29 protein-coding genes and 1 pseudogene are annotated in these 24,943 nt (G+C 49.4%); 7 read left to right on the top strand and 23 right to left on the bottom strand.

What is annotated here, in order from left to right; all coding sequences use genetic code 11:
• Positions 1–37: 37 nt before the first annotated feature.
• From FDX04_RS08545 to FDX04_RS08500, 10 genes are all read right to left on the bottom strand, one after another.
• Positions 38–682: a hypothetical protein gene (locus tag FDX04_RS08545; RefSeq protein WP_042308932.1), complete on the bottom strand. Its 645-nt coding sequence runs from the start codon at positions 680–682 to the stop codon at positions 38–40.
• A gap of 219 nt (positions 683–901) precedes the next feature.
• Entirely contained in the window at positions 902–1,084 is a 183-nt protein-coding gene (locus tag FDX04_RS08540; protein ID WP_003832433.1) for a DUF1869 domain-containing protein, read from the bottom strand.
• A 3-nt stretch (positions 1,085–1,087) separates the two neighbouring features.
• Positions 1,088–1,450 carry a DUF1971 domain-containing protein YeaR gene (gene yeaR, locus FDX04_RS08535; protein WP_137370773.1) on the bottom strand — a complete coding sequence of 121 codons (363 nt, stop codon included), beginning with the start codon at positions 1,448–1,450 and terminating at the stop codon, positions 1,088–1,090.
• A gap of 173 nt (positions 1,451–1,623) precedes the next feature.
• Entirely contained in the window at positions 1,624–2,262 is a 639-nt protein-coding gene (gene leuE, locus FDX04_RS08530; RefSeq protein ID WP_032940118.1) for a leucine efflux protein LeuE, read from the bottom strand.
• 139 nt (positions 2,263–2,401) lie between these two features.
• The gene (zinT, locus tag FDX04_RS08525) at positions 2,402–3,052 is read right to left on the bottom strand and encodes a metal-binding protein ZinT (RefSeq protein ID WP_137359968.1); all 651 of its coding nucleotides are present in this window, start codon (positions 3,050–3,052) and stop codon (positions 2,402–2,404) included.
• 88 nt (positions 3,053–3,140) lie between these two features.
• The gene (locus FDX04_RS08520; protein WP_137359967.1) at positions 3,141–3,731 is read right to left on the bottom strand and encodes an ATP-binding cassette domain-containing protein; all 591 of its coding nucleotides are present in this window, start codon (positions 3,729–3,731) and stop codon (positions 3,141–3,143) included.
• A complete protein-coding gene (locus FDX04_RS08515) occupies positions 3,715–4,509 on the bottom strand; it encodes an ATP-binding cassette domain-containing protein (protein ID WP_079224531.1) in 795 nt (264 codons plus the stop codon). The genes FDX04_RS08520 and FDX04_RS08515 overlap by 17 nt, the downstream gene beginning before the upstream one ends.
• The gene (locus FDX04_RS08510; protein WP_137359966.1) at positions 4,503–5,315 is read right to left on the bottom strand and encodes an ABC transporter permease; all 813 of its coding nucleotides are present in this window, start codon (positions 5,313–5,315) and stop codon (positions 4,503–4,505) included. Before FDX04_RS08510 ends, FDX04_RS08515 begins: the two co-directional genes overlap by 7 nt.
• On the bottom strand, positions 5,305–6,279 hold the full coding sequence (locus FDX04_RS08505; RefSeq protein ID WP_042309315.1) for an ABC transporter permease: 975 nt from the start codon (positions 6,277–6,279) through the stop codon (positions 5,305–5,307). Before FDX04_RS08505 ends, FDX04_RS08510 begins: the two co-directional genes overlap by 11 nt.
• The gene (locus FDX04_RS08500) at positions 6,279–7,865 is read right to left on the bottom strand and encodes an ABC transporter substrate-binding protein (RefSeq protein WP_137359965.1); all 1,587 of its coding nucleotides are present in this window, start codon (positions 7,863–7,865) and stop codon (positions 6,279–6,281) included. Before FDX04_RS08500 ends, FDX04_RS08505 begins: the two co-directional genes overlap by 1 nt.
• A 429-nt stretch (positions 7,866–8,294) precedes the next feature.
• Between FDX04_RS08500 and FDX04_RS08495 the strand changes: the two genes are divergently transcribed.
• The gene (locus tag FDX04_RS08495; RefSeq protein WP_137359964.1) at positions 8,295–10,382 is read left to right on the top strand and encodes a TonB-dependent receptor; all 2,088 of its coding nucleotides are present in this window, start codon (positions 8,295–8,297) and stop codon (positions 10,380–10,382) included.
• A gap of 341 nt (positions 10,383–10,723) precedes the next feature.
• Positions 10,724–11,014 carry a Bor family protein gene (locus tag FDX04_RS08490; protein WP_042309317.1) on the top strand — a complete coding sequence of 97 codons (291 nt, stop codon included), beginning with the start codon at positions 10,724–10,726 and terminating at the stop codon, positions 11,012–11,014.
• A 128-nt stretch (positions 11,015–11,142) separates the two neighbouring features.
• Here FDX04_RS08490 and FDX04_RS08485 read toward each other — a convergent pair whose 3' ends face one another.
• Complete coding sequence (locus FDX04_RS08485; protein ID WP_137359963.1) at positions 11,143–11,349, bottom strand: hypothetical protein; 207 nt, start codon at positions 11,347–11,349, stop codon at positions 11,143–11,145.
• A gap of 166 nt (positions 11,350–11,515) precedes the next feature.
• On the bottom strand, positions 11,516–13,039 hold the full coding sequence (locus FDX04_RS08480) for a cyclic diguanylate phosphodiesterase (protein ID WP_137359962.1): 1,524 nt from the start codon (positions 13,037–13,039) through the stop codon (positions 11,516–11,518).
• A gap of 237 nt (positions 13,040–13,276) precedes the next feature.
• Between FDX04_RS08480 and FDX04_RS08475 the strand changes: the two genes are divergently transcribed.
• From FDX04_RS08475 to FDX04_RS08465, 3 genes are all read left to right on the top strand, one after another.
• Positions 13,277–13,549, top strand: a complete 273-nt coding sequence (locus FDX04_RS08475; RefSeq protein WP_042308953.1) for a hypothetical protein — start codon at positions 13,277–13,279, stop codon at positions 13,547–13,549.
• A gap of 149 nt (positions 13,550–13,698) precedes the next feature.
• Positions 13,699–14,238, top strand: a complete 540-nt coding sequence (locus FDX04_RS08470; protein WP_137359961.1) for a cytochrome b — start codon at positions 13,699–13,701, stop codon at positions 14,236–14,238.
• Between the two features lie 172 nt (positions 14,239–14,410).
• Entirely contained in the window at positions 14,411–14,656 is a 246-nt protein-coding gene (locus tag FDX04_RS08465) for a WlaTC/HtrL family glycosyltransferase (RefSeq protein WP_249935519.1), read from the top strand.
• A gap of 130 nt (positions 14,657–14,786) precedes the next feature.
• Here the strand turns inward: FDX04_RS08465 and FDX04_RS08460 are convergent, their stop codons facing one another.
• The 10 genes from FDX04_RS08460 to FDX04_RS08415 form a co-directional block, all read right to left on the bottom strand.
• Positions 14,787–15,746 carry a DUF523 and DUF1722 domain-containing protein gene (locus FDX04_RS08460; protein ID WP_137370772.1) on the bottom strand — a complete coding sequence of 320 codons (960 nt, stop codon included), beginning with the start codon at positions 15,744–15,746 and terminating at the stop codon, positions 14,787–14,789.
• Positions 15,747–15,759: 13 nt separating this feature from the next.
• On the bottom strand, positions 15,760–16,290 hold the full coding sequence (locus FDX04_RS08455; RefSeq protein ID WP_042308962.1) for a DUF3833 domain-containing protein: 531 nt from the start codon (positions 16,288–16,290) through the stop codon (positions 15,760–15,762).
• On the bottom strand, positions 16,287–16,814 hold the full coding sequence (locus FDX04_RS08450) for a hypothetical protein (RefSeq protein WP_137359959.1): 528 nt from the start codon (positions 16,812–16,814) through the stop codon (positions 16,287–16,289). The genes FDX04_RS08455 and FDX04_RS08450 overlap by 4 nt, the downstream gene beginning before the upstream one ends.
• Positions 16,814–17,296: a DUF2878 domain-containing protein gene (locus FDX04_RS08445; RefSeq protein ID WP_137359958.1), complete on the bottom strand. Its 483-nt coding sequence runs from the start codon at positions 17,294–17,296 to the stop codon at positions 16,814–16,816. The genes FDX04_RS08450 and FDX04_RS08445 overlap by 1 nt, the downstream gene beginning before the upstream one ends.
• A complete protein-coding gene (locus FDX04_RS08440; RefSeq protein ID WP_137370771.1) occupies positions 17,293–18,513 on the bottom strand; it encodes a cyclopropane-fatty-acyl-phospholipid synthase family protein in 1,221 nt (406 codons plus the stop codon). The genes FDX04_RS08445 and FDX04_RS08440 overlap by 4 nt, the downstream gene beginning before the upstream one ends.
• Complete coding sequence (locus FDX04_RS08435; protein WP_137370770.1) at positions 18,510–19,232, bottom strand: DUF1365 domain-containing protein; 723 nt, start codon at positions 19,230–19,232, stop codon at positions 18,510–18,512. Before FDX04_RS08435 ends, FDX04_RS08440 begins: the two co-directional genes overlap by 4 nt.
• Position 19,233: 1 nt before the next feature.
• Positions 19,234–20,490, bottom strand: coding sequence for an NAD(P)/FAD-dependent oxidoreductase (locus FDX04_RS08430; RefSeq protein WP_137359956.1), 1,257 nt, complete (start codon positions 20,488–20,490; stop codon positions 19,234–19,236).
• Positions 20,487–21,206 carry an SDR family NAD(P)-dependent oxidoreductase gene (locus tag FDX04_RS08425; RefSeq protein WP_069324322.1) on the bottom strand — a complete coding sequence of 240 codons (720 nt, stop codon included), beginning with the start codon at positions 21,204–21,206 and terminating at the stop codon, positions 20,487–20,489. The genes FDX04_RS08430 and FDX04_RS08425 overlap by 4 nt, the downstream gene beginning before the upstream one ends.
• A complete protein-coding gene (locus FDX04_RS08420; protein WP_137370769.1) occupies positions 21,203–21,637 on the bottom strand; it encodes a nuclear transport factor 2 family protein in 435 nt (144 codons plus the stop codon). The genes FDX04_RS08425 and FDX04_RS08420 overlap by 4 nt, the downstream gene beginning before the upstream one ends.
• Before the next feature lie 204 nt (positions 21,638–21,841).
• Positions 21,842–22,570: a MerR family transcriptional regulator gene (locus FDX04_RS08415; RefSeq protein WP_042308973.1), complete on the bottom strand. Its 729-nt coding sequence runs from the start codon at positions 22,568–22,570 to the stop codon at positions 21,842–21,844.
• A 38-nt stretch (positions 22,571–22,608) separates the two neighbouring features.
• Here FDX04_RS08415 and FDX04_RS24450 point away from each other — a divergent pair.
• Positions 22,609–22,737, top strand: a pseudogene (locus tag FDX04_RS24450) (integrase); the annotation flags it as partial.
• Positions 22,738–22,865: 128 nt separating this feature from the next.
• On the opposite strand, the gene icd reads toward FDX04_RS24450, so the two are convergent.
• A complete protein-coding gene (icd, locus tag FDX04_RS08405; RefSeq protein ID WP_042308974.1) occupies positions 22,866–24,116 on the bottom strand; it encodes an NADP-dependent isocitrate dehydrogenase in 1,251 nt (416 codons plus the stop codon).
• Positions 24,117–24,317: 201 nt separating this feature from the next.
• Here icd and rluE point away from each other — a divergent pair, with 201 nt between their 5' ends.
• Positions 24,318–24,941 (top strand): 23S rRNA pseudouridine(2457) synthase RluE, encoded by a 624-nt coding sequence (rluE, locus tag FDX04_RS08400; RefSeq protein ID WP_061381740.1) that lies wholly within the window; start codon positions 24,318–24,320, stop codon positions 24,939–24,941.
• Positions 24,942–24,943 lie beyond the last annotated feature (2 nt).

Here is a 24,943-nt window from a genome sequence, read left to right as displayed (position 1 = left end):
GCCTGAGTCTGGCCATCCAGACTCAGGCTTTATCCAACTACTTCGCCAGTTGCGGTTCACTGAAACGAATAGCGGCAGACTCGTGCTGTTTATCCCGTTGCATAAAACCGAGGTTCATCAGAAACAATCCCGCCATAAACGGCAGTTCGTACAATTCTTCAATCAAATCGCCGTAACTGGCATTATGCAAAAAGACAGGCGCCAGCAGGCGATGATGCTCCACTGTATCGGATATCAAAAATGCGCAGACGGTGATCGCAAGTAGCCACAGCGGTAGCGGTTCATTGCGTAAGCGCCGGGCAATATCCTGGCGTAAGTTCTTCGACAGCAGGACCGGCAGAATAATCATCGCAATTAACACGACTGAGATAGCTCTGAACAGCAGTTTAGGATGTTCCGGGAAGTAGTCACGGCCCCAACTAGTGCTTCGGCCCAGCAATACCAACCACCATACTGCCGCCCAAAGCCAAAATTGCTTCTCGCCTGCAGGACGCGATAAAGGCCGGATGTAGCAGAGAGTAAATACTGCACCAAACAATAACCATAGCGCCTGGCCATTTTCAATCCATGTGACGACCGCGCCATTGAGCAGAGGAAGATGCCAGTTCGCAGTGAACGGGATTGCTACGAGGACAAGTCCAAGAATGAATGCGGATAATGTAAGTCGGGTATTCAATTTCATAAGCGCAAAGTTCTGTATTGTGACTATTTCACGATCATAACCCCTATGAATGATCAACTATTAGCAAACGATGCGAATTTCTTAAGGTATTCTTAAGAAATCTTTTTCCGGACCGCGAACTATTCGACTCAAATAAAAAAACCGCCCTGCGCTATCAAAACGCCGTGCGGTTTTCAATTTAAAAATCAATCAGTTCAAACGGTAGCAGAAGTTAAAGCCCTACCACCCGCAGACTTCATGCTCATTTTCGGTATCATATGAACGGACGGTGTTGACCAGGTCTTTGACCACTTCTGCCGCGACATCCGGAACCAATAATGTCATCGGCGCTTCGGTCTCGTAATCGACAGACACACCATTGCTGTTATTGGTTACTGTGACGGTGTAGGTTGCTTTGCCCATGATTTACTCCTTGCCAGTGCGCACGACTTTTCGTTGATTTGCACTCTCCATCAACACTTCCGGGGAAACGAAAAAATCGATATTAAAGTAAGTGTCGTCGGTCATCACTTCGATGTTATGCCATTTTTCCGGCGGGAAAACGCCAAACTGACCGGCTTCAATAACCATCACCTCTACAGGCTCCAGGCTGTGTTCATCTGCGTAGCCGAGATATTTAACCGCCCCCTGCATAACTGACAGTCGAGGATAAACCCCGGCACGGGTGCCTTTATCAAGGTGGCGTTCGAAAATTCCGGCAGGTGCAGTTTCTTTGTTCCAGAACGGAGTTGAGCGTGTATGGATATGATTCTGTGGAATTTGAAGCATTTTTCTTCCCTTTTCCAGTCGACAACCAGCGAGTCTTATTCAACCGCTGCTGTGCACAGAGTACGCTTCAAAATATACATTTAAAATACCATTTATTGGTTATAACCAGCAGCTGATATGCGTGGGGAAGAAAAGCTAAAAATTGAAGCCCGCCATATTCAGCGGGCCAATGATTACGACTGAAGCGTCGCCAGACGGGCAGCAAAACCAACGAAAATCAGACCGATAAGAGAGTTACCCACCTTAGCCAACTTCTTCTTGGTACGAATGTACTGGGTCACAAACGCGCCGGAAAAAATAAGGAAACTCAGGTAGAAAAAGCTTACTATCTCAAGCGTTATAGCCAGAATAAAGAATGACAGCCCTGAGTGCGGCGCATTGACATCAATGAACTGCACGAAGAACGAAACATAAAACAGGATTGCTTTCGGATTAGTCAGGCTCAGAATTAAGGCGCGCTTAAAAATGGCGCCAAACGGGACTTCCTCAGCCGCGGCGTCGCTCGCCTTCGATTTCAGTGTTGCGTACAGGATCTTCGCACCGAGATACAGCAGATAAAAAGCGCCGAGATAACGAACGATATTAAACAAAACAGGCGTGGTTTTGATCAAGGCGGCAACACCGGCATAGGCCAAAAACATCAACACAGCATCACCGATAAACACACCGCTTGCGGCGAGATAACCGCCCTTCACTCCCCGACCAACGCTATTCTTCAACACAAATATCGTATTTGGCCCCGGAACCAGCACGATAAAAATAGCTCCCACCAGATATGTCCAGTAATTCAGAACTCCATACTCTGCAAACACGTTAACCTCTTCCTGAAAAAACACATGCACTTGCTGCAAGACAATATGCTAACGAATGCGCAGGGGGATGGAAAGAGAAGGTTGTTAATTAAAATACCCGCCACGGACGGCGGGTATGTAAAGATAAACTTAGTCCGGATTAATGGTGCAGCATCTCATCCACCACCTCTTCACCTTTCAACTGATAAGGATAGTAGGTAGGCCAGTTCTCCATCTCTTCGAGCAAGGCTGCCTGCGAGGTATTTCCCATAAAAATATGGAAGTGGCTTGACTTGCGCGGAGCAATTATATGATCGCTGAACTGGACGTATTTAGGCGCTTTGCTATCAGCAGCTTTACACTCAAACAAATAACGTACACCTTTCTTGCCTGACTTATAGTGCAAGATTTTATATCCGGCGTAGTCGTATTTGCATGATGCAACCTGATTACCGGTATGAAATTCCATCACACCGTTTTCAATACCGATGGTGTCTACGTTAGTTGCATAGCCTTGACGGTAATAATCTTTAATCTGTTCTGCCGTTTTGCTTTTATCTTTCTCCGCTTTCTTTTTGAATACCGGATCAAGCTCGCCACTGACCAGGTACGGATAGACAGATTGCCACATGCCATCCCAGTCGGTTAGCGCTCTGTTCTGTACCTGATTATCATCAAACACACCTTCTGATGCCTTTTTTTCTGTTTCACTCATTGGAACACCATGGGAATGGTGACCGTGAGCCAAAACCTGACCACTGGCTAAAAGCATCCCCAGAGCGATTGCCAGTTTTTTAAAATGAATAGCCAAAATTTCACCCTCAAATCATTTGCGAGTGAAGTGTTATAATATAACATCACAATTTAATCAATATCGTTACTGACCAGAACGGGTAAAATTACGGCGTAAGCAGCGTCCGCGTGCAGATCTGATCAAGCAGCGCCTGCTGATGGCTGATAATCAGCATGCCTAATGATCGACGCTGGCATTCTTCGAGAAGCAGTACCCAGATATCTCTTTGAATGGAAGGATCGAGCTGGGCGGTAATCTCATCGGCAATAAGAAAACGGGTACGCGGGTCCAGCGCACGAAGTATGGCGATTCGCGCCAGTTCACCACCAGAAAGCTGTCCAGGGCGACGGGTTAACCATTCCGGTTTGATATGCAGGCGGGTAAGGATTTCCGCGCCAGGCCGCCAGGCGTCATGAACCGCATCGCCGGTGCTACGTCGTGGGTTAAAGGTTAATTCCGGATGCTGTGGTACCAGTTGCACCGGGCAATATTGATGCGTCGGTAGCGGCTGGTCATCGATAAGAATGTCGCCCGAGGTCGGCTTTTGCCAGCCCGCCAGCACACGTCCCAACGTCGTTTTGCCGGTTCCGCTGGGCGCACAAATCCCAATACGTTCACCGGGGTGCAAGGAGAAAGAAAGGTTTTGCCACAGCACCTTCCCTCCCTGACGAATCACGACATCACGACAGCACAGCATCCCGCACTCCAAACAATTGATTTCTCTCAGGCAGAGCCTGCCATTGACGTTGCAGATGCTCGCTAATTTCCCCGCGCAACAGCTGTTCACGACTAACGTTATCCGACACGCTTCCCTGGTGCAGCGCGACGATGCGATCCGCATGGCGGGCCGCCAGCGTGAGATCGTGCGTCACCCATAAAACACCAGCCCCCTGTTCACATAAACCACGCAACTGCTCAAGCAGTTGATTAGCCAATGGCGCATCAAGCCAGGCGGTAATTTCGTCAGCCAGAATATAGCGGGCCTGACTCAGCGACGCGTGACAGGCCAGAACACGTTTCGCCATACCGCCCGAAAGCTGACGCGGGAAAGCATCTAATACGCTGGTTTCCAGTTGACTACGCTGGAGCAATTTTTCTATTTTTCCGGCATTCCAGGTTTGGCCGGAGAGCTGACTTGCTCTACGTAAATGCTTTTCAATTGAGAGCAGCGGATTCAGCGCCTGAACGCCTTGCGGGACATAGCTGAAGGTATTGCCCCGACATTCGCGGATGTCTTGACTGTTCAGCATTTTGCCATCAAGGGTTATTGCACCGTGCAGGCGCAAATTTTCCGGTAAAAGATCGAGCAGACATTGCAGGAGCAAACTTTTCCCTTCACCACTTCCCCCAACTAATGCCACCATCTGACCGGGCGCAACGTCGAAAGAGATATCCTGCAACAGCGGAGACCATTTTCTCGCGCCGAACCAACGATAACGCGCCACGTCCAGCGAGACTTGTTTCAAACTCAACATATGTCACCTCGCAACCACAAACGATGCACTGCCCTCGCGAGCTGATCGAATAACATCACCAGGCTGAATAACATCAGCCCCGGAAACAACACTAACCACCAGTCGCCATGACTGATGAACCGCAGAGCATCCGCCAGCAGTAGACCCAACGAGGGTTCATGCGGCGCCAGTCCAAAGCCAAGGAAACTCAACGCCGCGCTGTGCAGCACCGCATGGGGGAACATCAGCAATGTTCCCGTGAGCCACTGGGGTAACAGCGCCGGTAGATAGTGATGTCGCCAGCAGTAAAAATGACCATGTCCCAGACGCCACGTCAGCGTCAGATAATCGCTATGGGCAACGCGCTCGGCCTCAGCACGCAGAATCAATGCGAGGCGCGGCCAGTGGGTTAGCGCCACCGCCATGATCACCCCACTTTTCCCACCGCCCAGAGTAAAACAAATCAAAATAAGCAGCAGCAGATGCGGCATCGACAGCATGGCATCAGTTATCAGACGCATAAGCACGTCCAGACGAGGATGCAGGCGAGAAACCGCCGCCATCATTAATGCAATGAAGCCGCTGCACAAGGCCGCGCCAATACCAATTTGCAGACTGGTTAATGCCCCCTGAAAGCAACGCACCCACAGATCGCGACCGAGGTTATCGGTACCGAACCAGTACAGTGCATCGGGGGGCAGATGACGGGCAAGTAAATTCACGCTCAACGGGTTGTCCAGCGTGGCTGCGCCATACACCGCAATGAATAGCAGGCAGCTGAAAGAGAGCACCAGACGAATAAGCGTCGGCGTCGGATTATAGAGCATCGGGTCGCTCCAGAGCACGGTTCAACACATGAACAAACCAGGTCGAAAGTGAATTGCCAATGAAAACCAGCACGGTGCTAAATAAAACGATCCCCATGAGTAACGGTAGATCGCCCCGCAATCCGGCATCAATGGTCGCCTGCCCAAGCCCGGGATAAGCAAAAACCTTTTCTGCCAGCAGTGCGCCCCCCAACAGTTCTCCCAGCGAGGCGAACTGCAGGCACAGCGCGGGCGTGATAGCGTGGCGCAGAACCTGATGGCGCAACAGTGACCAACCTTTGTCACCCTGAGAGCGCGCAAAACGGACAAATTCGCTCTTCATGACGCTGGCGATACTTTCCCGCGTATGCAGCGTAATCTGCCCCAGCCCCAGCAAACTTAGCGCACAAACGGGAAGCACCAGATGGCGCAGACGCTCGGTTAGTGTCGCCATATCACTGTTGTTGCCCGGCTCCCACGCACAGCATACCGGGAATACCGGCCAACGAACGGCAAATAACGCCAGCAGCAGCATGCCAATCCAGAAGGTCGGCAACGAGGAAAGCAGATAGCTGAGGCGACAAATTGCTTTATCCGGCCAGCGATTGAGGTAGCGTCCGGCGACAAATCCCATTGCCGTCCCCACTATACCGGAGAGCAGCCATGCGCCGCTAAGCAGCGCAAACGAGGTAGCAAAGCGCTCCTTGATCACGCTGGCAACCGGCGCATTAAACAACATCGAGTAGCCGAGATCGCCCTGCAATACCCGTATAAACCAGTTACCAAAACGCTCCCACAGTGGCTGGTCCAATCCCCAGCGAGCGGCGATACGTGCATATTGTTCCGGCGGCACGTGCAGGAGATCGTTGCCGATATAGGCGCGAATCGGATCGACCGGAGAAAAGCTGAGCAGCACAAAAGTGCCAGCCGCAACCAGCACTAATAACACTATCAGCCGGAGAAAATGGCCCACTACAGACTTCATCAACGACAGGTCCAGGTCCATTCATCCAGATTATTGAGCAATGACCAGCTCCCGTGAATTTCCGGTGCGCCTTTGCCTAAGTCAATACATGGATTTGCCAGGTAAGTGTGCTGAATATTCAATAACCATGCCCATGCGGCATCGCCCTGTACACCAGCGCCTTGCTTGCCATCCCACTCGACCTGTTGCCAGAAAGGCAGCGCTTTTTGCCAGTCCGGTGCATCAATAGCCTGTTTGAGATGCTCTTCAACGACAGAATTACTGTAGTAACCGGGATTGTAATACTCCACGCCAGCAGCCTGATTGCTGTAATGATGGAACAGTTCCATGGGATCTAGGCTTCCCCAACCAAACAGCGTCGGGTTGGCATGCATATGACGCTCAACGGTTTCCCAGCTTCCGGATTGCAATGATACCTGGATACCCACAGGCTCCAGCATCGCACGGACTGCTTCGGCTAAATCCCGGCGGGTACTGTCACCGCTGGCATACCATAAAGTCAGGCGCGCCTCTTTGCCCTCTTTCACTCGTACACCGTCTTTCCCCACTTTCCAGCCAGCTTCTTCCAGAATCATTCGTGCTTTTTCGCTGTCGCCATCTTTGAACGCGACTGACGGCCCCTGCCACGGCAGGCCCTGAACCGCGCTATAGGCGGGGATCGCATGACCTTCCATAACCTGATCGGCGAGCTGCTTACGATCAATAGCGTAATTGATGGCGCGTCTGATCGCGACATCGGCTGTGATATCGTTACCAATTGGATAACCATTGGCGTCTTTTTTACCTGCAGGAATCATCGGGAACACAATGCCCCGATTCTCCACGCTGTTACGCACCCACAGTTTCAAATTCTGCTGCTGAGGGGCGACCGCCATCGAAGGCGCAATACGTACTAATCCCAATTGCCCACTGCGCGCTGCGGCATAAGCGTTATCTTCATCAAGGAAAACAAACACCAGCTTGCTGAAATCATTTTTCTTACCGGCATACCAGGGGTTAGCCTCCACAATCAGTTGCTGCCCGGGTTGGAAACTCACCAACCGATAAGGACCTGCACCAATCGGATGTTTGGCGAATGTTTTTTCGTTATATAGCTTTGCCGGAACAATGCCTAAAGATCCCAGCACATTCACAAAGGTGCTCTGCGGGTTACTCAGTGTCACTTCTACCGTGCGGTTATCTTTCAAACTGGCATGAGCGAAGTTCCCCATGTCAATTTTCCCACCGCTTTTTGCTGCTTTGTTATAGGTGAACACAACATCTTCAGCGGTTAGCGGCGAACCATCAGAAAATTTAAGGTCAGGTTTTAGCGTCAGCGTCCAGGTTTTGCCATCAGCGCTGGTCACCACCTTCTCCGTCAGCAGGTTTCCCCAGCTCATATCTGCATTTTGTTTTAATAACGGTGCATGCAAAAGCAAATAGCTGCCATGACTCCAGCCCAACATCGGGTCAAACCCTTCCGTTGGCTCTGGTCCAATCGCCAGTTTTAACGTCTGACCTGCGTCCGCATTCTGCGCGGCGAGGAGTGGTGAGGTTAATGCGAGAGTCAATGCACACGTCAGGAGTGCCAGCTTGCCTTTGATCATTATTTTATCCAGATTTGCGTTATGTATATGCCGCTTAACGATGCCTTGTCGTTAAGCAGTCTCCTGGGAAAGGGATTATGGCGAAGAGAATTGGCGAAAAAAATGATGCGGCGCAGAAAAGTATGACGATTTTCTAAAATTATCATACTTTTTTCTGATACTCCGTTATGAGTACGATATGAACCCCAGAAAAAGTTTAAAATTTAGCGATTTATTCATTAACATATTAATTTATATCTAATAATTCCACATAGAGACTATTGTAATCCCTACCATTCCCTTGCGCTAAATTAATGACAATTTATGTATATTTATTCAAGAAAAACACCAGAAGTGACAAGTTATGTAAATTTGTAATGATAATTATTTGTATTATCATTTCCATCAATTATCTTACTGCCTTTGAATTTTAACAAAGGAAGTTTGACTATGCGTTTAAAACCTGTTGCCTCTGTCGTTCTGTCCTGTCTGGGTTTCACCAGCCCCCTGGTTTTTGCTGAAGATGTCATGGTCGTCACCGCCTCCGGTTACGAAAAGAAAATTACCAACGCAGCCGCCAGTGTTTCCGTAATTTCACAGCAAGAGTTACAAACCAATAAATATAATGACTTAGGTGAAGCCCTGCGTTCAGTAGAGGGCGTGGATGTTGAAAGCAGCACCGGTAAAACCGGTGGTCTGGAGATCAGCATCCGTGGTATGCCTGCGAGCTATACCCTGATACTGATTGACGGTATTCGTCAAAACGGCAGCAGCGATGTAACGCCAAACGGCTTCTCTGCCATGAATACCAGCTTTATGCCACCGCTGGCGGCAATCGATCATATCGAAGTGATCCGCGGCCCAATGTCGACGCTGTATGGCTCCGACGCAATCGGTGGCGTGGTGAATATCATTACCAAAAAAAGTACCGATAAATGGAGCACCTCCATCAATACCGGCGTTAACCTGCAAGAAAGTAATAAATGGGGTAACAGCACGGTCGCCAACTTCTGGTCCAGCGGTCCGTTAATCGCAGGCGTGCTGGATATGCAGGTTCGCGGAAGCACAACGCAGCGCCAGGGTTCAAGCGTCACCTCTTTGAGCGATACTGCCTCTACTCGCGTACCCTATCCTACTGAATCTGAGAACTATAATATCGGCACCCGACTGGACTGGAAAGCTAATGAGAACAATACATTGTGGTTAGATCTCGACTCTGCCAGACAGCGCTATGACAATGACGATGGACAGTTGGGCAACCTGACGGGAGGTTATGATAAAACGCTGCGCTATGAGCGCAACAAAGTGACTCTCGGCCACGATACCGCCTTAACGTTCGGCACCTGGAAATCATCCCTCGGCTGGAATGAGACCGAGAACAAAGGCCGACAACTGGTCTCCTCCGCACTCACGCCGGAAAACGCTGGCCGCGCCGGTGATGCGCGTGAACTGAAAAACACTAACGTCATTCTGGACTCAGTGCTGCTGACGCCATTAGGTGACTCACACCTGTTAACCCTTGGTGGGGAATACTGGGATGCGCGAATGAAAGACGGTGTTGTACTGGCCAATACCGGCGAGACGTTCCACCAAAAAACGTGGGCAGCCTACGCGGAAGATGAATGGCATATACTCGACTCATTGGCGTTAACCGCAGGTACCCGTTATGAGCATAATGATGTGTTTGGCGGCCACCTGAGTCCTCGCGCCTATATGGTTTGGGATGTCTCCGATGAGTGGACGCTCAAAGGCGGTGTCACGACAGGTTATAAAGCGCCATCACTCAGCCAGTTGCATAACGGCATTAGCGGCGTAACTGCGCAAGGAACTGTTAATACTGTCGGTAACCCTGACCTCAAGCCGGAAGAAAGTATCAGCTACGAAACCGGGCTATATTATGAAAACGAGGCCGGACTGAACGCCAACGTTACCGGCTTCTATACCGAATATAAAAATAAAATTGTCTCGTATTCTATCGATGATAATACCAACAGCTATACCAACAGCGGTAAGGCAAGGACCGATGGTATTGAATTCGCCAGCACCTTCCCTGTCTGGTCGGACGTACTGAGTTTATCCCTCAACTACACCTACACACAGAGCAAACAAAAAGATGGTGATAATAAAGGCGCGCCGTTGAGCTACACCCCCAAGCATATGGCTAACGCTCGCCTGAACTGGCAGGCTACAGAAGATATGAACGCCTGGTTGAGCGCCCGTTATCGCGGTAAGGCGCCACGCTTTACCGAAAATTACGAGAACCTCAGCGCGGTACAAAAGGCGGTGTATGACGACAAAGGTGCGGATTTAAAAGCCTGGACCGTTCTCGATATGGGAATGTCTTATAAGTTGACCAAAGACCTGACGCTAAATACGGCAGTCAATAACGTACTGGATAAAGACTTCAGCGAAGTTAAACTGTACCAGGTGGGCCGTAATAGCACCTATGCAGGTGATTACTATCAGACTGCGCAATCCACCACTGGATACGTAAATCCAGGCCGTAATTATTGGGTTTCTTTAAACTATCAGTTCTAATTTTAAAATGTTTTATTGGCAGGGCTATCTCTGATAGCTCTGTTCAAATACGTAACTGTTCGAGACCTCACTTATATAGTATTGATGTTTCCGAGAAAAACACATTAACTCCCATATATTTTATCCACTTTAATGCTGACATTGATAAAATGTAAGCTGATATCGCAAGCAATCACTAATGTTCTACAAAGTCGAAACAGAAAATTCATTACTCATTTATCTAACTAAATAATAGATAAACAGTCAGCATAATAGTGCCAGACATAAGTGCTGGTCGGATATGTACCAGCAGCATTAAAGAAGAACATTTGCTCTCTATCCCACACTATAAAATGGTAAAAATAAAAAAGTTAATGATTGCAATTATTGCGGCAACAGCTCTATCCGGTTGCGCTCAGCAAACCTTTAAAATCAACAACGGCATTGCAGAAAAACCCTCTCAGGAAACCAGACAGAATTTTTTCATTAATGGTATTGGCCAGTCACAAACCATCGATGCAGCTTCTGTATGCGGCGGTGCAGACAAAGTTGTTCGTACAGAAGTTCAGGAGTCTGGTATGGATGTTTTCTTGCGCATCATCACGATTGGCATCTATACTCCTCGGGAAGCCAGAGTATATTGTTCTAAATGATATTTTAAGCAGGTGTTTTCAGGAATACCTGCTTAACTTTACTGATGGTTAATAATATTGATCATTACTGAGAAATGGCATTAGCAACACAACAAACACCGTAATAAAACATAAGAACAATTAAACAATTAGTACAGAAATATCCCTTCCAGTATCAGTAAGTACGTTGCCAAAACAATAGCTCCAGCGATACCGCCTACAAACAGAACTGCAGCAATAGCTAATTGATCGCGGTTTGAGTACTGAATTCTAGTGCGCGCAGCCAACTTTTTCTTATGTACTACCGTCACTTCGCGACTTGAAGTGTGTCCCTTAGTAAAGGTTATATCTGTCATACTGTTATCCGTTTGCTGTATGTGAGAACGCAAATAACCGCTACACAACTAAGGATATGCTCTTTGAATAACACAGTCTGAGATTCATCTCACGATAAAGAAAAAACAGGTTTTCTACGACCAATTCCTCCCCATTCTCACTTCTATCAACAAGATACCTTCCATTTTATTCGACAAAAACCTTCACTTTGGGTTTTGAAAGCAGAATAAGAATAAACTCAGTAAAAGTGACCGGTTTATAAAAATAGTACCCTTGCAGGAAAACAATGTTGTTTTTGTTGAGATAATCAAGCTGCGCCTTCGTTTCAACACCTTCAGCAACAATGCTTAAAGACAGCTTACGCGCCAGGTCGAGGACACAATCTAAAATTCGGGTTGAATCAGGCAGGTCATTTACCCGTCCCACAAAACTCTGATCGATTTTGATATAGTCAATGTGCAGATCATGCAAGTAAGAAAGTCCAGAATAACCTGTACCAAAATCATCTAACGCAATGACAAAACCATTTTCATGAAGCGTATTGAGCCTCTGCACAAGATCATCATCCACATGCAACGGTTCTCGTTCAGTCACTTCAATCACCAAATTTAAATCATTACGGCTGAAACTGTCTCTGTAGCGCAGGCACTCCTCCACAAACGTAGGGGAAGTGATATGGGATGCGCTGAAGTTAATTCCGACATGGAAGCCGGATGACAATTTGCTGGCGATGGAGTTCATATTCGCAGCGACCTGCCTCATCAAGCTTTGAGTCAGCGGCACTATCAGACCTGATTTTTCGGCAACTGGAATAAAAGAGGCCGGAGAGATATACCCAGCCCTTGGGTGCTTCCATCTGGCCAGCACCTCGACACCGCGTAACGTTCCATCGCGACCATTTACGATTGGTTGATAAAAAGGCACTATCTCCCCTTTATCTATCGCTCTGCGCAACGTTTCTTCAGGGGTATCATCCTTATTCAAATATTTATCGATGGCATAAGCCACAGCGACCGAGATCAGCAGGATGAAAATCAGAATTCCCAGACCATTAGTGACGAGCCTTTTTAAGCTAAATAATGGAGGCTGTTCGAAAATAATGCTGAAGGGATACTTTGCAGAATTCACTTGACCAGACTGCTGCGCACTCGCCTTGAAGACTTTCACTTCCGTCGATGAACCAAGCACTTTGTCGCCTACCCGCAATGAATAGGTCAGTCCTTTTAATGGGACATTCAATGCGCCCCGGATATGCACCCCACTTATCGTGATAATGATACTACTTGTTTGAAAATGAGCTTGATAAAGTAAAACGGGTATCTCATTCACCGTATTTTGTGCAGAGGCCAACAGCAAATTCGTATCAGGTATCACAGGTATCTGTTTCAACAAGATCCGATTACCTGGCAGTGAGGTACACCAAACCTTCCCTTTCCGAATAATAATCAGCGTTCGTAAATGGGGCCGAAGCGCAGCTTCAGTTCCGAGCTGGTATTGGCTCTCCAGGTCGCATTTTTTTTCAGCGATGCGCTTAGCGGTACCCGTTGCCTGAAAAGCTTCATTAAGTATATTGTCCATATTTTTCGCGGCATATCGTGCCCCACCAAGAGCTTCCATTGATGAGGAATACCAAAGCTGCATATTGAGAATAAAAACACCGATTACGAACAGACATATCGCAGCAAGTATCGGTAACAGTGCTTTGCGCATTCTTATATCCTGTGGCGAAAAATGAACACGTTAAAACGGACGTTGACTGAGTCATGTTTGTCTCTACAGAGCATGGTCGACAGCAACATAAATCGCCATGAAACCAATCATTTTTTCTAAATCTCATCATAACGCATTGATTAATAGCAAATAATCATTGTGCATTTTCAGAGCAATAGCAGTATTGCCCCACATTTAATTTGCTATGATGAGAAGGCATAATCAGGAGGAGAGCAAATGAAAATCTTTATTACTGACAATGACGGAAATCTGATCCCCATTGATGGAAAAAGCGTTGTCATCGAATTGAATAATGGCAAAACGATTGAGATCGCCGAGGAATACGGCAGAGATGACATCCCGGAAGGGATCAATCTCTGGGGAGGACGGGAACCATCTCCTTCACTCCCATTTGAGGAAATCAAGGCCAGAACTGAAAGCCTCGGCGTTTACCCCATTGCAGCCAATGCTCTACATGTTTTCCCGTATAAAATTTCGTCGAAAAATTGAATCCTGACAAACTCGCAATGATCCCCTATCAACTATGCGATCGTTTTACCCGAAATAGAAATAACAAAATCCTAATCTCTTAATGAAGATAAGGATTTGTTAAGCTCAATACGATACGGTTGCGGTGGCGCATCATTCGAGGAAAAACAATGAGCAGATTCTCAAGACTTCAGATTCACTTGCACTGGCTAACTCTGGTGTTAATCGCGATAACCTATGCCACAATGGAATTTCGCGGTTGGTTTCCCAAAGGCAGTGCCTCCTATCTGTTGATGAAAGAAACACACTATAATGCAGGGGTATTTGTCTGGTGTTTAATGATAATACGTTTAATTCTCAAACATAAGTATGACGATCCAGCTATCACACCTACGCCCCCCCAGTGGCAGAGGATATCAGCCAAATTAATGCATATCATGCTCTATGTCTCTTTTCTGGCGCTACCGTTATTAGGTGTCTTGACGATGGCTTACGGTGGAAAGAGTTGGTTTTTTCTAGGTTTAAACATCCCCTCTTTCGTTCATAGCAATGATGAAATAAAAGCCGTCGTGAAAGCTATTCATGAAACTCTGGCAAATGTAGGCTATTTCTTGATTGCAGCCCATGCTGGCGCGGCATTATTTCATCACGCCATACAGAAGGACAATACACTTTTAAGAATGATGCCTGAACATAAACATCTGAAATGATGAGATTAGAAACATAGGCACTAAAAAACGTAGAAAGCATTAGTTTATTTGTTATTCACTATAATGCTTATCTTTCTTTCTATCCCCTCATAACATAATCATCCCCGGGGGACGTCAATTCATATTGACGGTCCCCCTTGTATATCAGATAAACACACAGTATAAGCACTGTGTGTTTATACAGATAAAGGCAAGTAACAATTATGAATTGGTTTGTCAGTGCCAAATAAAAACGCTTAGAAACAATATTGTTGATGATGACCAGGGTATTTTTATAATGTGCTACCATTTTAAACCTCAATTAATCAAACTAAATCATCTCGGTAAGAATCGATGGTTTAATTTTTTTAAACTGTATGGCAGGAATGATTTTGTTTCTTTTTCACGAAGGTTAAAAGTAACACTTATCGGGAAATAATATTAAATTGTAGACATACACAATACCGATAAAGGTAAAACTGACGTCTACTATGAGCGAAGAGCGGTAATTAAAGATTTCGAACACGACATAAATTATCACTCTGCTCGGTTCTGTTTATCAGTCATGATCAATTAACAGTCAGTCGCAATGCTAATTCTTGCGGATAGGGATCAAAGTAATTCTGCGTCAGTAGATAATCGTCCGGGTATTCCGCCAGATAATGTTTCAGCAACGTCATCGGGGCCAGGATGGGTAGTAGTCCTGCGCGGTAATGAAGGATCACCTCGCGCAACTCGCCGCGCTGACGCATTGTTAACTGATTACGGAAGTACCCCTGAATGTGCATAAGCACGTTTGTGTGGTTTTTACGTGAGGCTGGTTTCTTCAGAATTGTCATTAAGTTATCCCGGTAGACCGCAAAGAAAGCCTCCAGATCCTCCCATTCATGCAGTGATGCGACAAATGGGCCAATTTGCCTATATCCGGCCTGATGGTGAGCCAGCAATTGCAATTTATAACGGCTATGAAAATCCAGTAGAGCCCGCCGCGTCAGGCCATTTTTGCGCAGCATATTGAGCTCTTGTAGTGCGAAAACCCTTTCGACGAAGTTTTCGCGTAGGACCGGATCGTGCAGTCGCCCGTCTTCTTCTACCGGTAGCCACGGATATTTCTCCATCAGCGCGGCGGTAAACAGTCCCACCCCGTCTTTACGCCCGCGATTGCCTTTATCGTCATATAAGCGCACACGTTCCATTCCACAGCTGGGGGATTTTGCACAGACGATAAAACCGGACAGTGTGTCCAGCCCTGCCAGATACCGCTGGCAGAAGTCAGCCATTTCGTCGGTCACGTCTTCGTGAGGTGCGTGACTAAAACGCATGCGAATATCCCCGACAGTCGTTTGCACCAGGCGCAGCGCTGGCCTAGGGACAGGCAAACCTATCGCCATCTCCGGGCAAACAGGCTGGAAAGTCACCCACTGGGCTAGTTTCTCCATCGCAAATTCTGCCCGTTTATGCCCGCCGTCAAAGCGGACGGCAGATCCCGTTAAACAGCCACTGATCCCAACGATGGGTTGCATTTTCATGACCTCTTCCTCACTATCGCGTTTTACGGGAGAAGAAAAGCGTCACCGTACCGACGGTGAGGCCAAATTTCTTCATCTCCGTTTTATTAAACAGATGGTTAGCATCCTGCATGTACATCCAATCGTCAAAATTCAGCAACCAGGTTCTGCCGCTGGCTTTCACATTCATACTGTAATGCCAGTTGAACGCGTTGCCCGCTGCTTGCCCCTTCGCCACGCCTTCAATGTCACCGGCAGTACCTTCGTAACGATCGGCGCTAACTTTACGGATATGCCACACCCGCTGCTGTTTCTCTCCATCGTCGTACACAAAGCGTTCGTTGAGGGTCAATGTGTCTCCCACCACATCGCCGTTAATATCGACATGGAAGCGACGAAGCTGTTTACCGCTGCGGTCCTGAATCATCCCCCATGCTTGCGTTTCTCCCTGAAAATACTGAAAGATATCCAGCGTCGGCTGCTGTTGCCGATAGTCGGCAATTTCAGCGCTACAACCAGCCACCTGCATCAGCAAGGGCAGGCTCAGGGCCAATAAACGTTTCATTTTTCACCTCCAGTAAGCTGCTGACGCAGCTCAGGATATTGCGTGCGGGAACCCAGCCAGACAGAGAGAAAGTTTTCGCTGAACGCCGCCGACTGCGGTGGGCCAAGCGGGATAAAGTGCCTTTGAGCCGCTGAAGCGCGATACCAAAACTTCCCCTGCTTATCTTGCAATACAAAAGCCAGTTGCGTACCTGGCGCGACGTCTGGCCATATCTCACTCAACATGCGAAGCCAGGACTCACTCTGCGCTTCCCGCCCCAGAATACCCTGCGCTCGCCACTGTTCGCGGGTGGCATTAACCAGTTCTTGCCGTTCAATATTGCGCTGATAGGTGATAATCAGTGCTTGATCCTCTTTCAGCCCGCGATAGCGACCATCCGGCGTGCGCAGTTGTGAGGTATAGATCGTGAATGGTCCCCAGGAGAGCGTCGCATCACCGACTTTCCGCCAGATTAACCAGTCAGTTGCACCGGCAAAAGGCGCCGTCGCCATGACGCCCAGCAGTATCAATAAGGCAGGTTTCATTAGTGTTTCCCCATGAAAATATGAAAAAACAGCATCAACACCAGCCAGCCCGTCGCCATTAAGCCAACAACAATAAATGTTGGTTCCAGAAAAGTAATGGCCCCCAAACGCTCTCCTATCACATAGGCGATCGGCCCACCACCGGTGGCCATTATGGCCAGCAGCCATCCCGGCAAGGTAGTCGAGCAGGTAAGGTGCGTCCACAGGACAGCGAACATGAGCCAAAGCGCAACCATCCATAACGGCAACAATGCTTCGCCGTTAAAATTAATCAACCCCGTCAACGCCCACAGCGCATCCAGACCACTACCCACCGCTGCCAGCATTAACGCGTACAGACGTTGCGCAGACGGCAGCAAGAAGCAGGCCAGAATAGCCAGCCCAAGCCATAACGCCAGGCCGCGCTCACGAAATAACACCACCATGAGCCAGTACATATCGAACCCGACAGCCAGGATAAAGACCTGAAAATGGCGGTTCATGGACGTTCCGCCGTCAGTTGCACCACGCTGATCGTGCGGGCGTTAAAACCGGCTTCGCAGTAGCCGAAGTAGTACAGCCACATACGGCGAAAACGCTCATCAAATCCCAGTTTTTCAATGTCATGCCAGGCGTGAACAAATCCTTGTCGCCAGAGCGCAAGCGTCCGGGCGTAGTCAGGCCCCATATCGAACAGATTACGAACCACAAAGTCAGTATGCTTTGTCATCAGGCCGCTCATCGCGGTGATACTGGGTAAAAAGCCCCCTGGAAAGATATAGCGCTGAATAAAATCAACGCCTTTGCTGTATTCGCGATAGCGCTGATCCTGAATGGTAATGGCCTGAATCGCCAGTTTTCCCCCACGACGCAGTCGCGCCTGGCAGGTACGGAAAAACGTCGGCAGATAACGCTGACCAACCGCTTCGATCATTTCAACCGACACCAGTTTGTCGAATTCCCCGGTCAGGTCGCGGTAATCGCACAGCAGGACGTTGACTCTCTCCTGTAAACCTGCGCGGACAATCCGCGCTTTCGCCCAGGCAAACTGTTCCTGAGACAGGGTCGTGGTGGTTACACGGCAACCGTAGTGGCGGGCGGCGAATTCCGCCATCGCCCCCCAACCAGTACCAATCTCCAGCAGGTGATCATTCGCGGTCAGTGCCAGTTGCTCGCAAAGCCGCGCCATTTTGGCCTGCTGAGCCTGCGCTAAAGACTGCTCGGGGCTGGTGAATAAGGCGCTGGAATAGAGTAAATCCTCATCAAGAAAGTACGCATAAAATGCATTACCGAGATCGTAATGCGCGGCAATGTTTTCTTTTGCTTGTTGCCGATGGTTGCGACGCTTCCAGTGACGCAAACGCTCGGCGGGTCGGCCAAGCAGGCGAAAACCGCTTTCCAGGCGTCCCAGTAGGGTGCTGTTAAGCGCAAATATTTGCAGTAACGGCGTGAGCTGTTGCGTTTCCCACTCTCCGTCCATCCAGGCCTCAGCCGCCGCAAGACTTCCGCCTTTCAGCACCCGCCAGTACACTGTGGGCGAGAGAATATGTACTTCAGCGCGTAATTCAGCTGAAACATCACCAAAATGTAAGGTCTGCTCCCCTTCCCGCATCGTGACAGAACCCTGGCGAAGGCCGCTCAGCATGCGGAAAATAAGCCAACGCGCCACACGCAGGTTGCGCGGAACATCAGGTTCAAGCGCAAAGACGGGATCGGTCATGATCGTTCACTCCTGCTGACGGGATGGTTGTAGAGAGGGACTCGCTTGAGCCACAGGCGTAGCGCCTGCCAGTAAATCGCGAACACCGTTTTCAGCGTCATCAACGGCAGTCGTAGCAGCAACGCGCGTAAACTCGCCTGCGTCAACGGCTCGCGTTTGAGCATCAGGCTAGCATCAAAAATCTTCTCTGCCTGGTGGTTTTCGATATGCATATGAAGCGTTTTACCCGGCGGGTTAAATCGCCAGTGATAGACCATATCCATCGGGTTAAACGGCGATACATGGAACACTTTTTCCAACGGACGCTTTTCCTGTGCGTCTACAGCGTAGTAATGTCGCTCATTCCATGGCGTATTGCGGACTTCCGCCAGTACCCAGCGCAGACGCTGTGAACGGTCATAGCAGTAGTAAAAATTGACCGGGTTAAAATGAAAACCGAAATAGCGCAGCTGTGTCAGAAGCATTACACGCCCCCCGGGATGTTCGCCCGTCAGGCAGGCAAGCTTATTCAACACGCTCTCTCTTAACGGTGTCCCCAGAGGGTAATCCGCATCATGAAAAGCTGTCGCGGCGAAGCGATTACGTTTCACGCCTACGCCCGAAAGCTGTGCGAGTTCATCTAAATCGAGCCACGCCATAAACACCTGATAACTAAACTGGTGTGTTGCTGGCTGGAGGCGGCGATGGCGCAAAACACCGTGGTACAGGCAGCTGTTCATCTTAGCCCCCCTCTCCTGCGGCAATGCCGTGTACTACATCGAGCGCGCTGCGCACGCCATCCTCATGAAAGCCGTTGTACCAATAAGCCCCGCAGAACCAGGTCCGACGCAGGCCGTTGATCTCAGTGCGGCGCGCCTGCGCGCGCCAGCTGTCGGGATTAAACAATGGGTGCTCGTAGACAAAGCGTCGCCAGACGAATCGCTCGTCAATAGGGGTGTCCGGGTTGAGGGTCACGCAGAATAGCGGGCTTCCTTCGGGTAATCCCTGGAGAATATTCATGTTATAGGTGACACAGGCGCTGGCGCGATCTTGCCCACTCAGGCGGTAATTCCAGCTTGCCCACGCGCGTTCGCGTACCGGTAACCAGCGGCGATCGCTGTGCAAAACGACCTCGTTACGCTGCCAGCTAATTGCGCCCAGCACGTCGAGTTCTGCGGTGGTGGCATCACCAAGCACGACCAGAGCCTGCGAAGAATGACAAGCGAAGATCACCTGATCAAACGTCTGTACTGATCCTGCCAACTGGATTTTGACGCCGCTGTCGTGACGAATGACCTGCTGAACAGGCGCATTGAGGTGCAATGCCAGACGCTCACCCAGCTTCGCCAGCATAACGCGAATGTACTCGCGCGATCCGCCTGGCACCACGTACCACTGCGGACGATGCCAGATATCCAGCAGGCCGTGGTGTTCAAAGAAGCGTAAGAACAACGGCAACGGAAAATGGCGCATTTCCTGTAGCGAAGATGACCAGATGGCTGCGCCCATCGGCAGAATATAATGACGCGCAAAGAACGCGCTGAAATGGTGCTGGTCGAGGAAGGTCTGTAGCGTGGCGTTGGCATCGACATCATTCAATGCCCGTTTAGCCAGACGATTAAAACGGACAATCTCTTTCATCATTCCCCAAAATGCGGGTTTGAGCAGGTTCTGACGTTGGGCGAACAAGGAAGTCAGAGTATGACCGCTGTACTCCATACCGCTTTGCGTATTATGCACCGAAAAACTCATCTGCGTTTTTTGCCCCTGGATACCGAGTTCACTCAGCAAGCCCATAAAACGCGGATAAGTTCGGTCGTTGTAGACGATAAAGCCGCTATCAATCGCGAAATTCCCCTGTGGAGTCGCTATATCTACCGTCGCAGTATGGCCGCCAGGGGTCGACGCCGCTTCAAAAAGCGTCACCTGATGATGTCCGGCCAGACGCCAGGCGCAGGTTAATCCGGCAATACCACTGCCAATGATAGCAATTTTCATGATCGCACCATCCTGCGCAGCAACGCGCGCTGGAGACTCTCAGGCAGCCCGGCCAACAGACGCAGCAACACGCCAAAACCTGTCGGGAAGGCAATACTATTTTTTCCTTTCGCCAGGCCACGGCGAATAGCCTTCACCGCCTGCTCTACACTCACCTGCCCGGGCATAGGAAAATCGTTTTTACGGGTAAGCGGGGTATCAACAAATCCTGGCGAAACGACGGTCACGGCAATACCTTTTGGCTCCCAGTCCAGACGCAAACTATTGGCAAACCAGGTTAGCGCGGCTTTAGACGCACCATAGGCTTCCGCCCGTGGGAACGGCAGCCAGTGCGCCATCGAACTGACCAGCACCACGCGGTTACCGGAAGTTAACTGCGGCTGAAGCGCTGCCAGGCAGTTGATGGGGCCCTGATAATTCGCCGCCATCACCCGTTCAACCTTCCCTGCATCTATCCAGCCGTGGTCGAGATATTCGCAAGTTCCGGCACAGAGAATAACCAGTTCGGGTTTGCAGTCCGCCAACGCCTGGCGACAGGCGTCCCTGTCTGTCATATCGAACAGGCGTACTGTGATGTTGGCGTGGGATTGGCGCAGTTGTTCCAGCCTTTCGGGATTGCGGCCACAGGCAATCACGTGGCAGCCGTCATCGGCCCATGATTTTGCAAGCCCGGCGCCAATCCCTGAACTTGCGCCAGTAATGAGGACAGTCATCATGCGCGCACCCTCCTTTTAACGTGGCGAACGGCCCAACCCAACAGCGGCAGATGCTCATAGAGCATCTCACCGGCATCGTAATAATCACGCTGGCGAAAAATCTTCTCGCCATGTGTCTCGACCATTGAACATCCCGGCAAAGATCGTATTTTTCCGCCAGCAATACGCGGATGCGACCAGTACATTGTCCACGTCACAGCAAACCGCCCGGTCTCACACAGTGGAGGGTCAATGGCAAAACGGCAGACGTTCACATTCGCCAGGAGATGCGAGAAATAGCGCTGAATGGCAAACAGCCCGTTATGTTCCCCGAAGGGATCGACAAGTACCGCGTGCACGTCGTACAAACCGGCAAGCGCGGGGACGGGCTGGCGATCCAAACTGGCGTAGTAATCCACAAACCTGTCGATAACGGATGGCGGTGCGCGCATAGCTCTTACCCTTGTGTGAACCACATTACGTAGGCGGTATAATTAAAACTTACACAAACACTTTAATTTGTCCAAGTTTATACTAAAAAATAATTATAAATTCATTTAATTCAATAAATTAAAGTTTAATATTTTTGAGCAAATTTATTCGTAAGCCACTAAGGTAGTGACCAATCAACACACAAGAAAGGTAATGACAGAGAATTAAAGCGGGATCACTTCGAGGGAGTTGACCTGCTGTTGCCAGAGGTCTATCTGTTTTTTGCGCGCTACGGTGAGTTTGCCGGACGTCACCAACAGCCATTTGCGTTCGGGGAAAATTTCAGGCGCAAGCATCGCGGGCGGTACAGGAAGCACATCAATGCGATGTCCCTGTCCAGTGCGACCAAGCGCTTCAAGCCAGATCTCGCAGGGGTCGGTAAGATGCCAGCCTGTAATCAGGTAGTTATCGCCCGGCGCACGCTTATCCCCTTCCAGGCAAAACGAGGTGTAAGAAATAATAATACCATCAAGGATTTCACGCAGCGTCATGATAGCCGGCACGTTAGCTGATACCTGGCTTCGCAGAGGGCGCAGCACCTCGCTCACCAGTTCAGGGCGGGGATATTCGCGACCGGCATCATAAATAAGCTGGCGCAGAGAGTCTATTTTCCCTTCGTTCAAGCGCTGCAGCATACTCTCTTGCAGAGCGAGCCAGTTATTCGTTCGCCGGGCACCAGGGCGGGACAGCAACGGTTTAACCTGGCTTATCGGTACGCCTTTTTTCACCCAATCGAGAATTTTAAGCGCCTGTTGGATATCGTCATCGCTATACAACCGGTGCCCACCATCCGTACGTTGTGGTTTGAGAAGTCCATAACGACGTTGCCAGGCGCGCAGCGTTGTGGCGGTTATTCCACAAAGCCTCGCAAATTCACCGATGGAATAGGACATACAGAGCACCTAATAACCAATAATACTTTCAATATACTACGAACCACGAGCAACAATCACTTTCAGAAAGAAGATATAAAGCACAAGGGATTGATATCCACAAATTATTGGAACATAAATCAAGAAAAATGACAGACAAATATCACGACGACAGGGGTAAGGATTGAACTGTTGTCGAAGTAAAAACGGGGTGAGCACGCCTGGTTTTTGGGGAAGCATTTTGGGGAAACAATGTTGCAGGCACAAAAAAACGGGAACCTCTCGGCTCCCGTTCTCATACAACCCAGAATCTGGATTACATGTTTTCGATGATCGCGTCACCAAACTCTGAACATTTCAGCAGCTTAGCGCCATCCATCAGACGTTCGAAGTCATAGGTTACGGTTTTCGCGTTAATCGCGCCTTCCATACCTTTAACGATCAGGTCAGCCGCTTCGACCCAACCCATGTGGCGCAGCATCATTTCTGCAGACAGAATGATAGAGCCAGGGTTCACTTTATCCTGGCCTGCGTACTTCGGTGCAGTACCATGGGTCGCTTCGAACAGCGCACATTCGTCACCGATGTTCGCGCCTGGCGCGATACCAATCCCCCCCACCTGTGCTGCCAACGCATCAGAGATGTAGTCGCCGTTCAGGTTCATACAAGCAATCACATCGTACTCAGCAGGACGCAGCAGGATCTGTTGCAGGAACGCATCGGCGATAACGTCCTTAACCACGATTTCTTTGCCGGATTTCGGGTTCTTGATTTTCACCCACGGGCCGCCATCGATCAATTCGCCACCGAATTCTTCACGCGCTAACTGGTAACCCCAGTCTTTGAACGCGCCTTCAGTGAACTTCATGATGTTACCTTTATGTACCAGGGTAACAGAATCACGATCGTTCGCGATGGCATATTCGATCGCCGCACGAACCAGACGTTTGGTCCCTTCTTCAGAACACGGTTTGATACCAATACCACAATGTTCCGGGAAGCGAATTTTCTTCACGCCCATTTCTTCACGCAGGAATTTAATCACTTTCTCAGCATCTGCGGAGTCTGCTTTCCACTCGATACCCGCATAGATATCTTCGGAGTTTTCACGGAAGATAACCATGTCGGTCAGTTCAGGGTGTTTTACCGGGCTTGGCGTACCCTGGTAATAACGCACCGGGCGCAGGCAGACATACAGGTCAAGTTCCTGACGCAGAGCAACGTTCAGAGAGCGAATACCGCCGCCAACTGGCGTGGTCAGAGGGCCTTTGATGGCAACACGATATTCACGAATCAGATCAAGGGTTTCAGCAGGCAGCCAGACGTCCTGGCCATAAACCTGAGTGGATTTCTCGCCGGTGTAGATTTCCATCCAGGAGATTTTACGCTCGCCTTTATAGGCTTTCTCGACAGCAGCATCGACAACTTTGATCATCGGTGGGGTTACATCAACGCCGATACCGTCGCCTTCAATGAACGGGATAATCGGATTTTCAGGAACGTTGAGTTTGCCGTTTTGCAGGGTGATCTTCTTACCTTCCGCCGGAACAACTACTTTGCTTTCCATTCACCTCTCCTTCGAGCGCTTCTGGTTTGCTCGTCTGTCATCGCGCTGCATGTGCATTGGCGTCCTGCTGCACGACTGCGTTAGAGCAATTTTTTGTTAATGTTTTGTAATGAGCATGTCAATACTACCCTATTGTTCGTCGCCATGAAAGACACTCGTTCTTAGGCTATAATGCGGCAATTGATATAATCTGAAAATACCATGCAAAAAACTTCTTTTAGAAATCACCAAGTTAAGCGATTCAGCTCACGACAAGTCACTAAACAGCGTAAAGAAAACCAGCCAAAACGCGTGGTTTTGTTCAATAAACCCTACGATGTTTTGCCACAATTTACTGACGAAGCGGGACGCAAAACGTTAAAAGATTTTATTCCTGTGCCAGGCGTGTATGCTGCGGGTCGTTTGGATCGGGACAGTGAAGGGCTTTTAGTGCTGACCAATGATGGCGCATTACAGGCGCGGTTAACGCAGCCCGGCAAGCGCACGGGGAAAATTTATTATGTTCAGGTTGAGGGAGAACCTACGCCCGAAGCGCTGGAAGCCCTGCGCACTGGCGTAACGCTTAACGATGGCCCCACGCTGCCTGCAGGCATTGAAGTGGTAAAAGAACCCGCCTGGCTGTGGCCGAGAACACCGCCCATTCGTGAACGGAAGAATATTCCCACCAGTTGGTTAAAAGTCACCTTATATGAAGGCCGCAACCGTCAGGTACGGCGTATGACAGCACATGTTGGGTTTCCTACGCTACGCCTCATCCGCTATGCCATGGGTAATTACACGCTGGATAATCTCGCTAACGGCGAATGGCGGGATGCAACTGTATAAGG

It is taken from the genome of Citrobacter sp. wls615 (assembly GCF_005281355.1).
Lineage (GTDB): Bacteria > Pseudomonadota > Gammaproteobacteria > Enterobacterales > Enterobacteriaceae > Citrobacter > Citrobacter werkmanii.
This window is presented reverse-complemented; position numbering and strand designations above follow the sequence as displayed.

Bases quoted from the DNA above. Each gene is read 5' to 3' on its own strand.
- FDX04_RS08545 (WP_042308932.1), bottom strand. From the start codon at position 682: ATGAAATTGAATACCCGACTTACATTATCCGCATTCATTCTTGGACTT.
- FDX04_RS08540 (WP_003832433.1), bottom strand. From the start codon at position 1,084: ATGGGCAAAGCAACCTACACCGTCACAGTAACCAATAACAGCAATGGT.
- yeaR (WP_137370773.1), bottom strand. From the start codon at position 1,450: ATGCTTCAAATTCCACAGAATCATATCCATACACGCTCAACTCCGTTC.
- FDX04_RS08520 (WP_137359967.1), bottom strand. From the start codon at position 3,731: ATGCTGTGCTGTCGTGATGTCGTGATTCGTCAGGGAGGGAAGGTGCTG.
- FDX04_RS08515 (WP_079224531.1), bottom strand. From the start codon at position 4,509: ATGTTGAGTTTGAAACAAGTCTCGCTGGACGTGGCGCGTTATCGTTGG.
- FDX04_RS08510 (WP_137359966.1), bottom strand. From the start codon at position 5,315: ATGCTCTATAATCCGACGCCGACGCTTATTCGTCTGGTGCTCTCTTTC.
- FDX04_RS08505 (WP_042309315.1), bottom strand. From the start codon at position 6,279: ATGAAGTCTGTAGTGGGCCATTTTCTCCGGCTGATAGTGTTATTAGTG.
- FDX04_RS08500 (WP_137359965.1), bottom strand. From the start codon at position 7,865: ATGATCAAAGGCAAGCTGGCACTCCTGACGTGTGCATTGACTCTCGCA.
- FDX04_RS08495 (WP_137359964.1), top strand. From the start codon at position 8,295: ATGCGTTTAAAACCTGTTGCCTCTGTCGTTCTGTCCTGTCTGGGTTTC.
- FDX04_RS08485 (WP_137359963.1), bottom strand. From the start codon at position 11,349: ATGACAGATATAACCTTTACTAAGGGACACACTTCAAGTCGCGAAGTG.
- FDX04_RS08480 (WP_137359962.1), bottom strand. From the start codon at position 13,039: ATGCGCAAAGCACTGTTACCGATACTTGCTGCGATATGTCTGTTCGTA.
- FDX04_RS08475 (WP_042308953.1), top strand. From the start codon at position 13,277: ATGAAAATCTTTATTACTGACAATGACGGAAATCTGATCCCCATTGAT.
- FDX04_RS08470 (WP_137359961.1), top strand. From the start codon at position 13,699: ATGAGCAGATTCTCAAGACTTCAGATTCACTTGCACTGGCTAACTCTG.
- FDX04_RS08460 (WP_137370772.1), bottom strand. From the start codon at position 15,746: ATGAAAATGCAACCCATCGTTGGGATCAGTGGCTGTTTAACGGGATCT.
- FDX04_RS08455 (WP_042308962.1), bottom strand. From the start codon at position 16,290: ATGAAACGTTTATTGGCCCTGAGCCTGCCCTTGCTGATGCAGGTGGCT.
- FDX04_RS08450 (WP_137359959.1), bottom strand. From the start codon at position 16,814: ATGAAACCTGCCTTATTGATACTGCTGGGCGTCATGGCGACGGCGCCT.
- FDX04_RS08445 (WP_137359958.1), bottom strand. From the start codon at position 17,296: ATGAACCGCCATTTTCAGGTCTTTATCCTGGCTGTCGGGTTCGATATG.
- FDX04_RS08440 (WP_137370771.1), bottom strand. From the start codon at position 18,513: ATGACCGATCCCGTCTTTGCGCTTGAACCTGATGTTCCGCGCAACCTG.
- FDX04_RS08435 (WP_137370770.1), bottom strand. From the start codon at position 19,232: ATGAACAGCTGCCTGTACCACGGTGTTTTGCGCCATCGCCGCCTCCAG.
- FDX04_RS08430 (WP_137359956.1), bottom strand. From the start codon at position 20,490: ATGAAAATTGCTATCATTGGCAGTGGTATTGCCGGATTAACCTGCGCC.
- FDX04_RS08425 (WP_069324322.1), bottom strand. From the start codon at position 21,206: ATGATGACTGTCCTCATTACTGGCGCAAGTTCAGGGATTGGCGCCGGG.
- FDX04_RS08420 (WP_137370769.1), bottom strand. From the start codon at position 21,637: ATGCGCGCACCGCCATCCGTTATCGACAGGTTTGTGGATTACTACGCC.
- FDX04_RS08415 (WP_042308973.1), bottom strand. From the start codon at position 22,570: ATGTCCTATTCCATCGGTGAATTTGCGAGGCTTTGTGGAATAACCGCC.
- icd (WP_042308974.1), bottom strand. From the start codon at position 24,116: ATGGAAAGCAAAGTAGTTGTTCCGGCGGAAGGTAAGAAGATCACCCTG.
- rluE (WP_061381740.1), top strand. From the start codon at position 24,318: ATGCAAAAAACTTCTTTTAGAAATCACCAAGTTAAGCGATTCAGCTCA.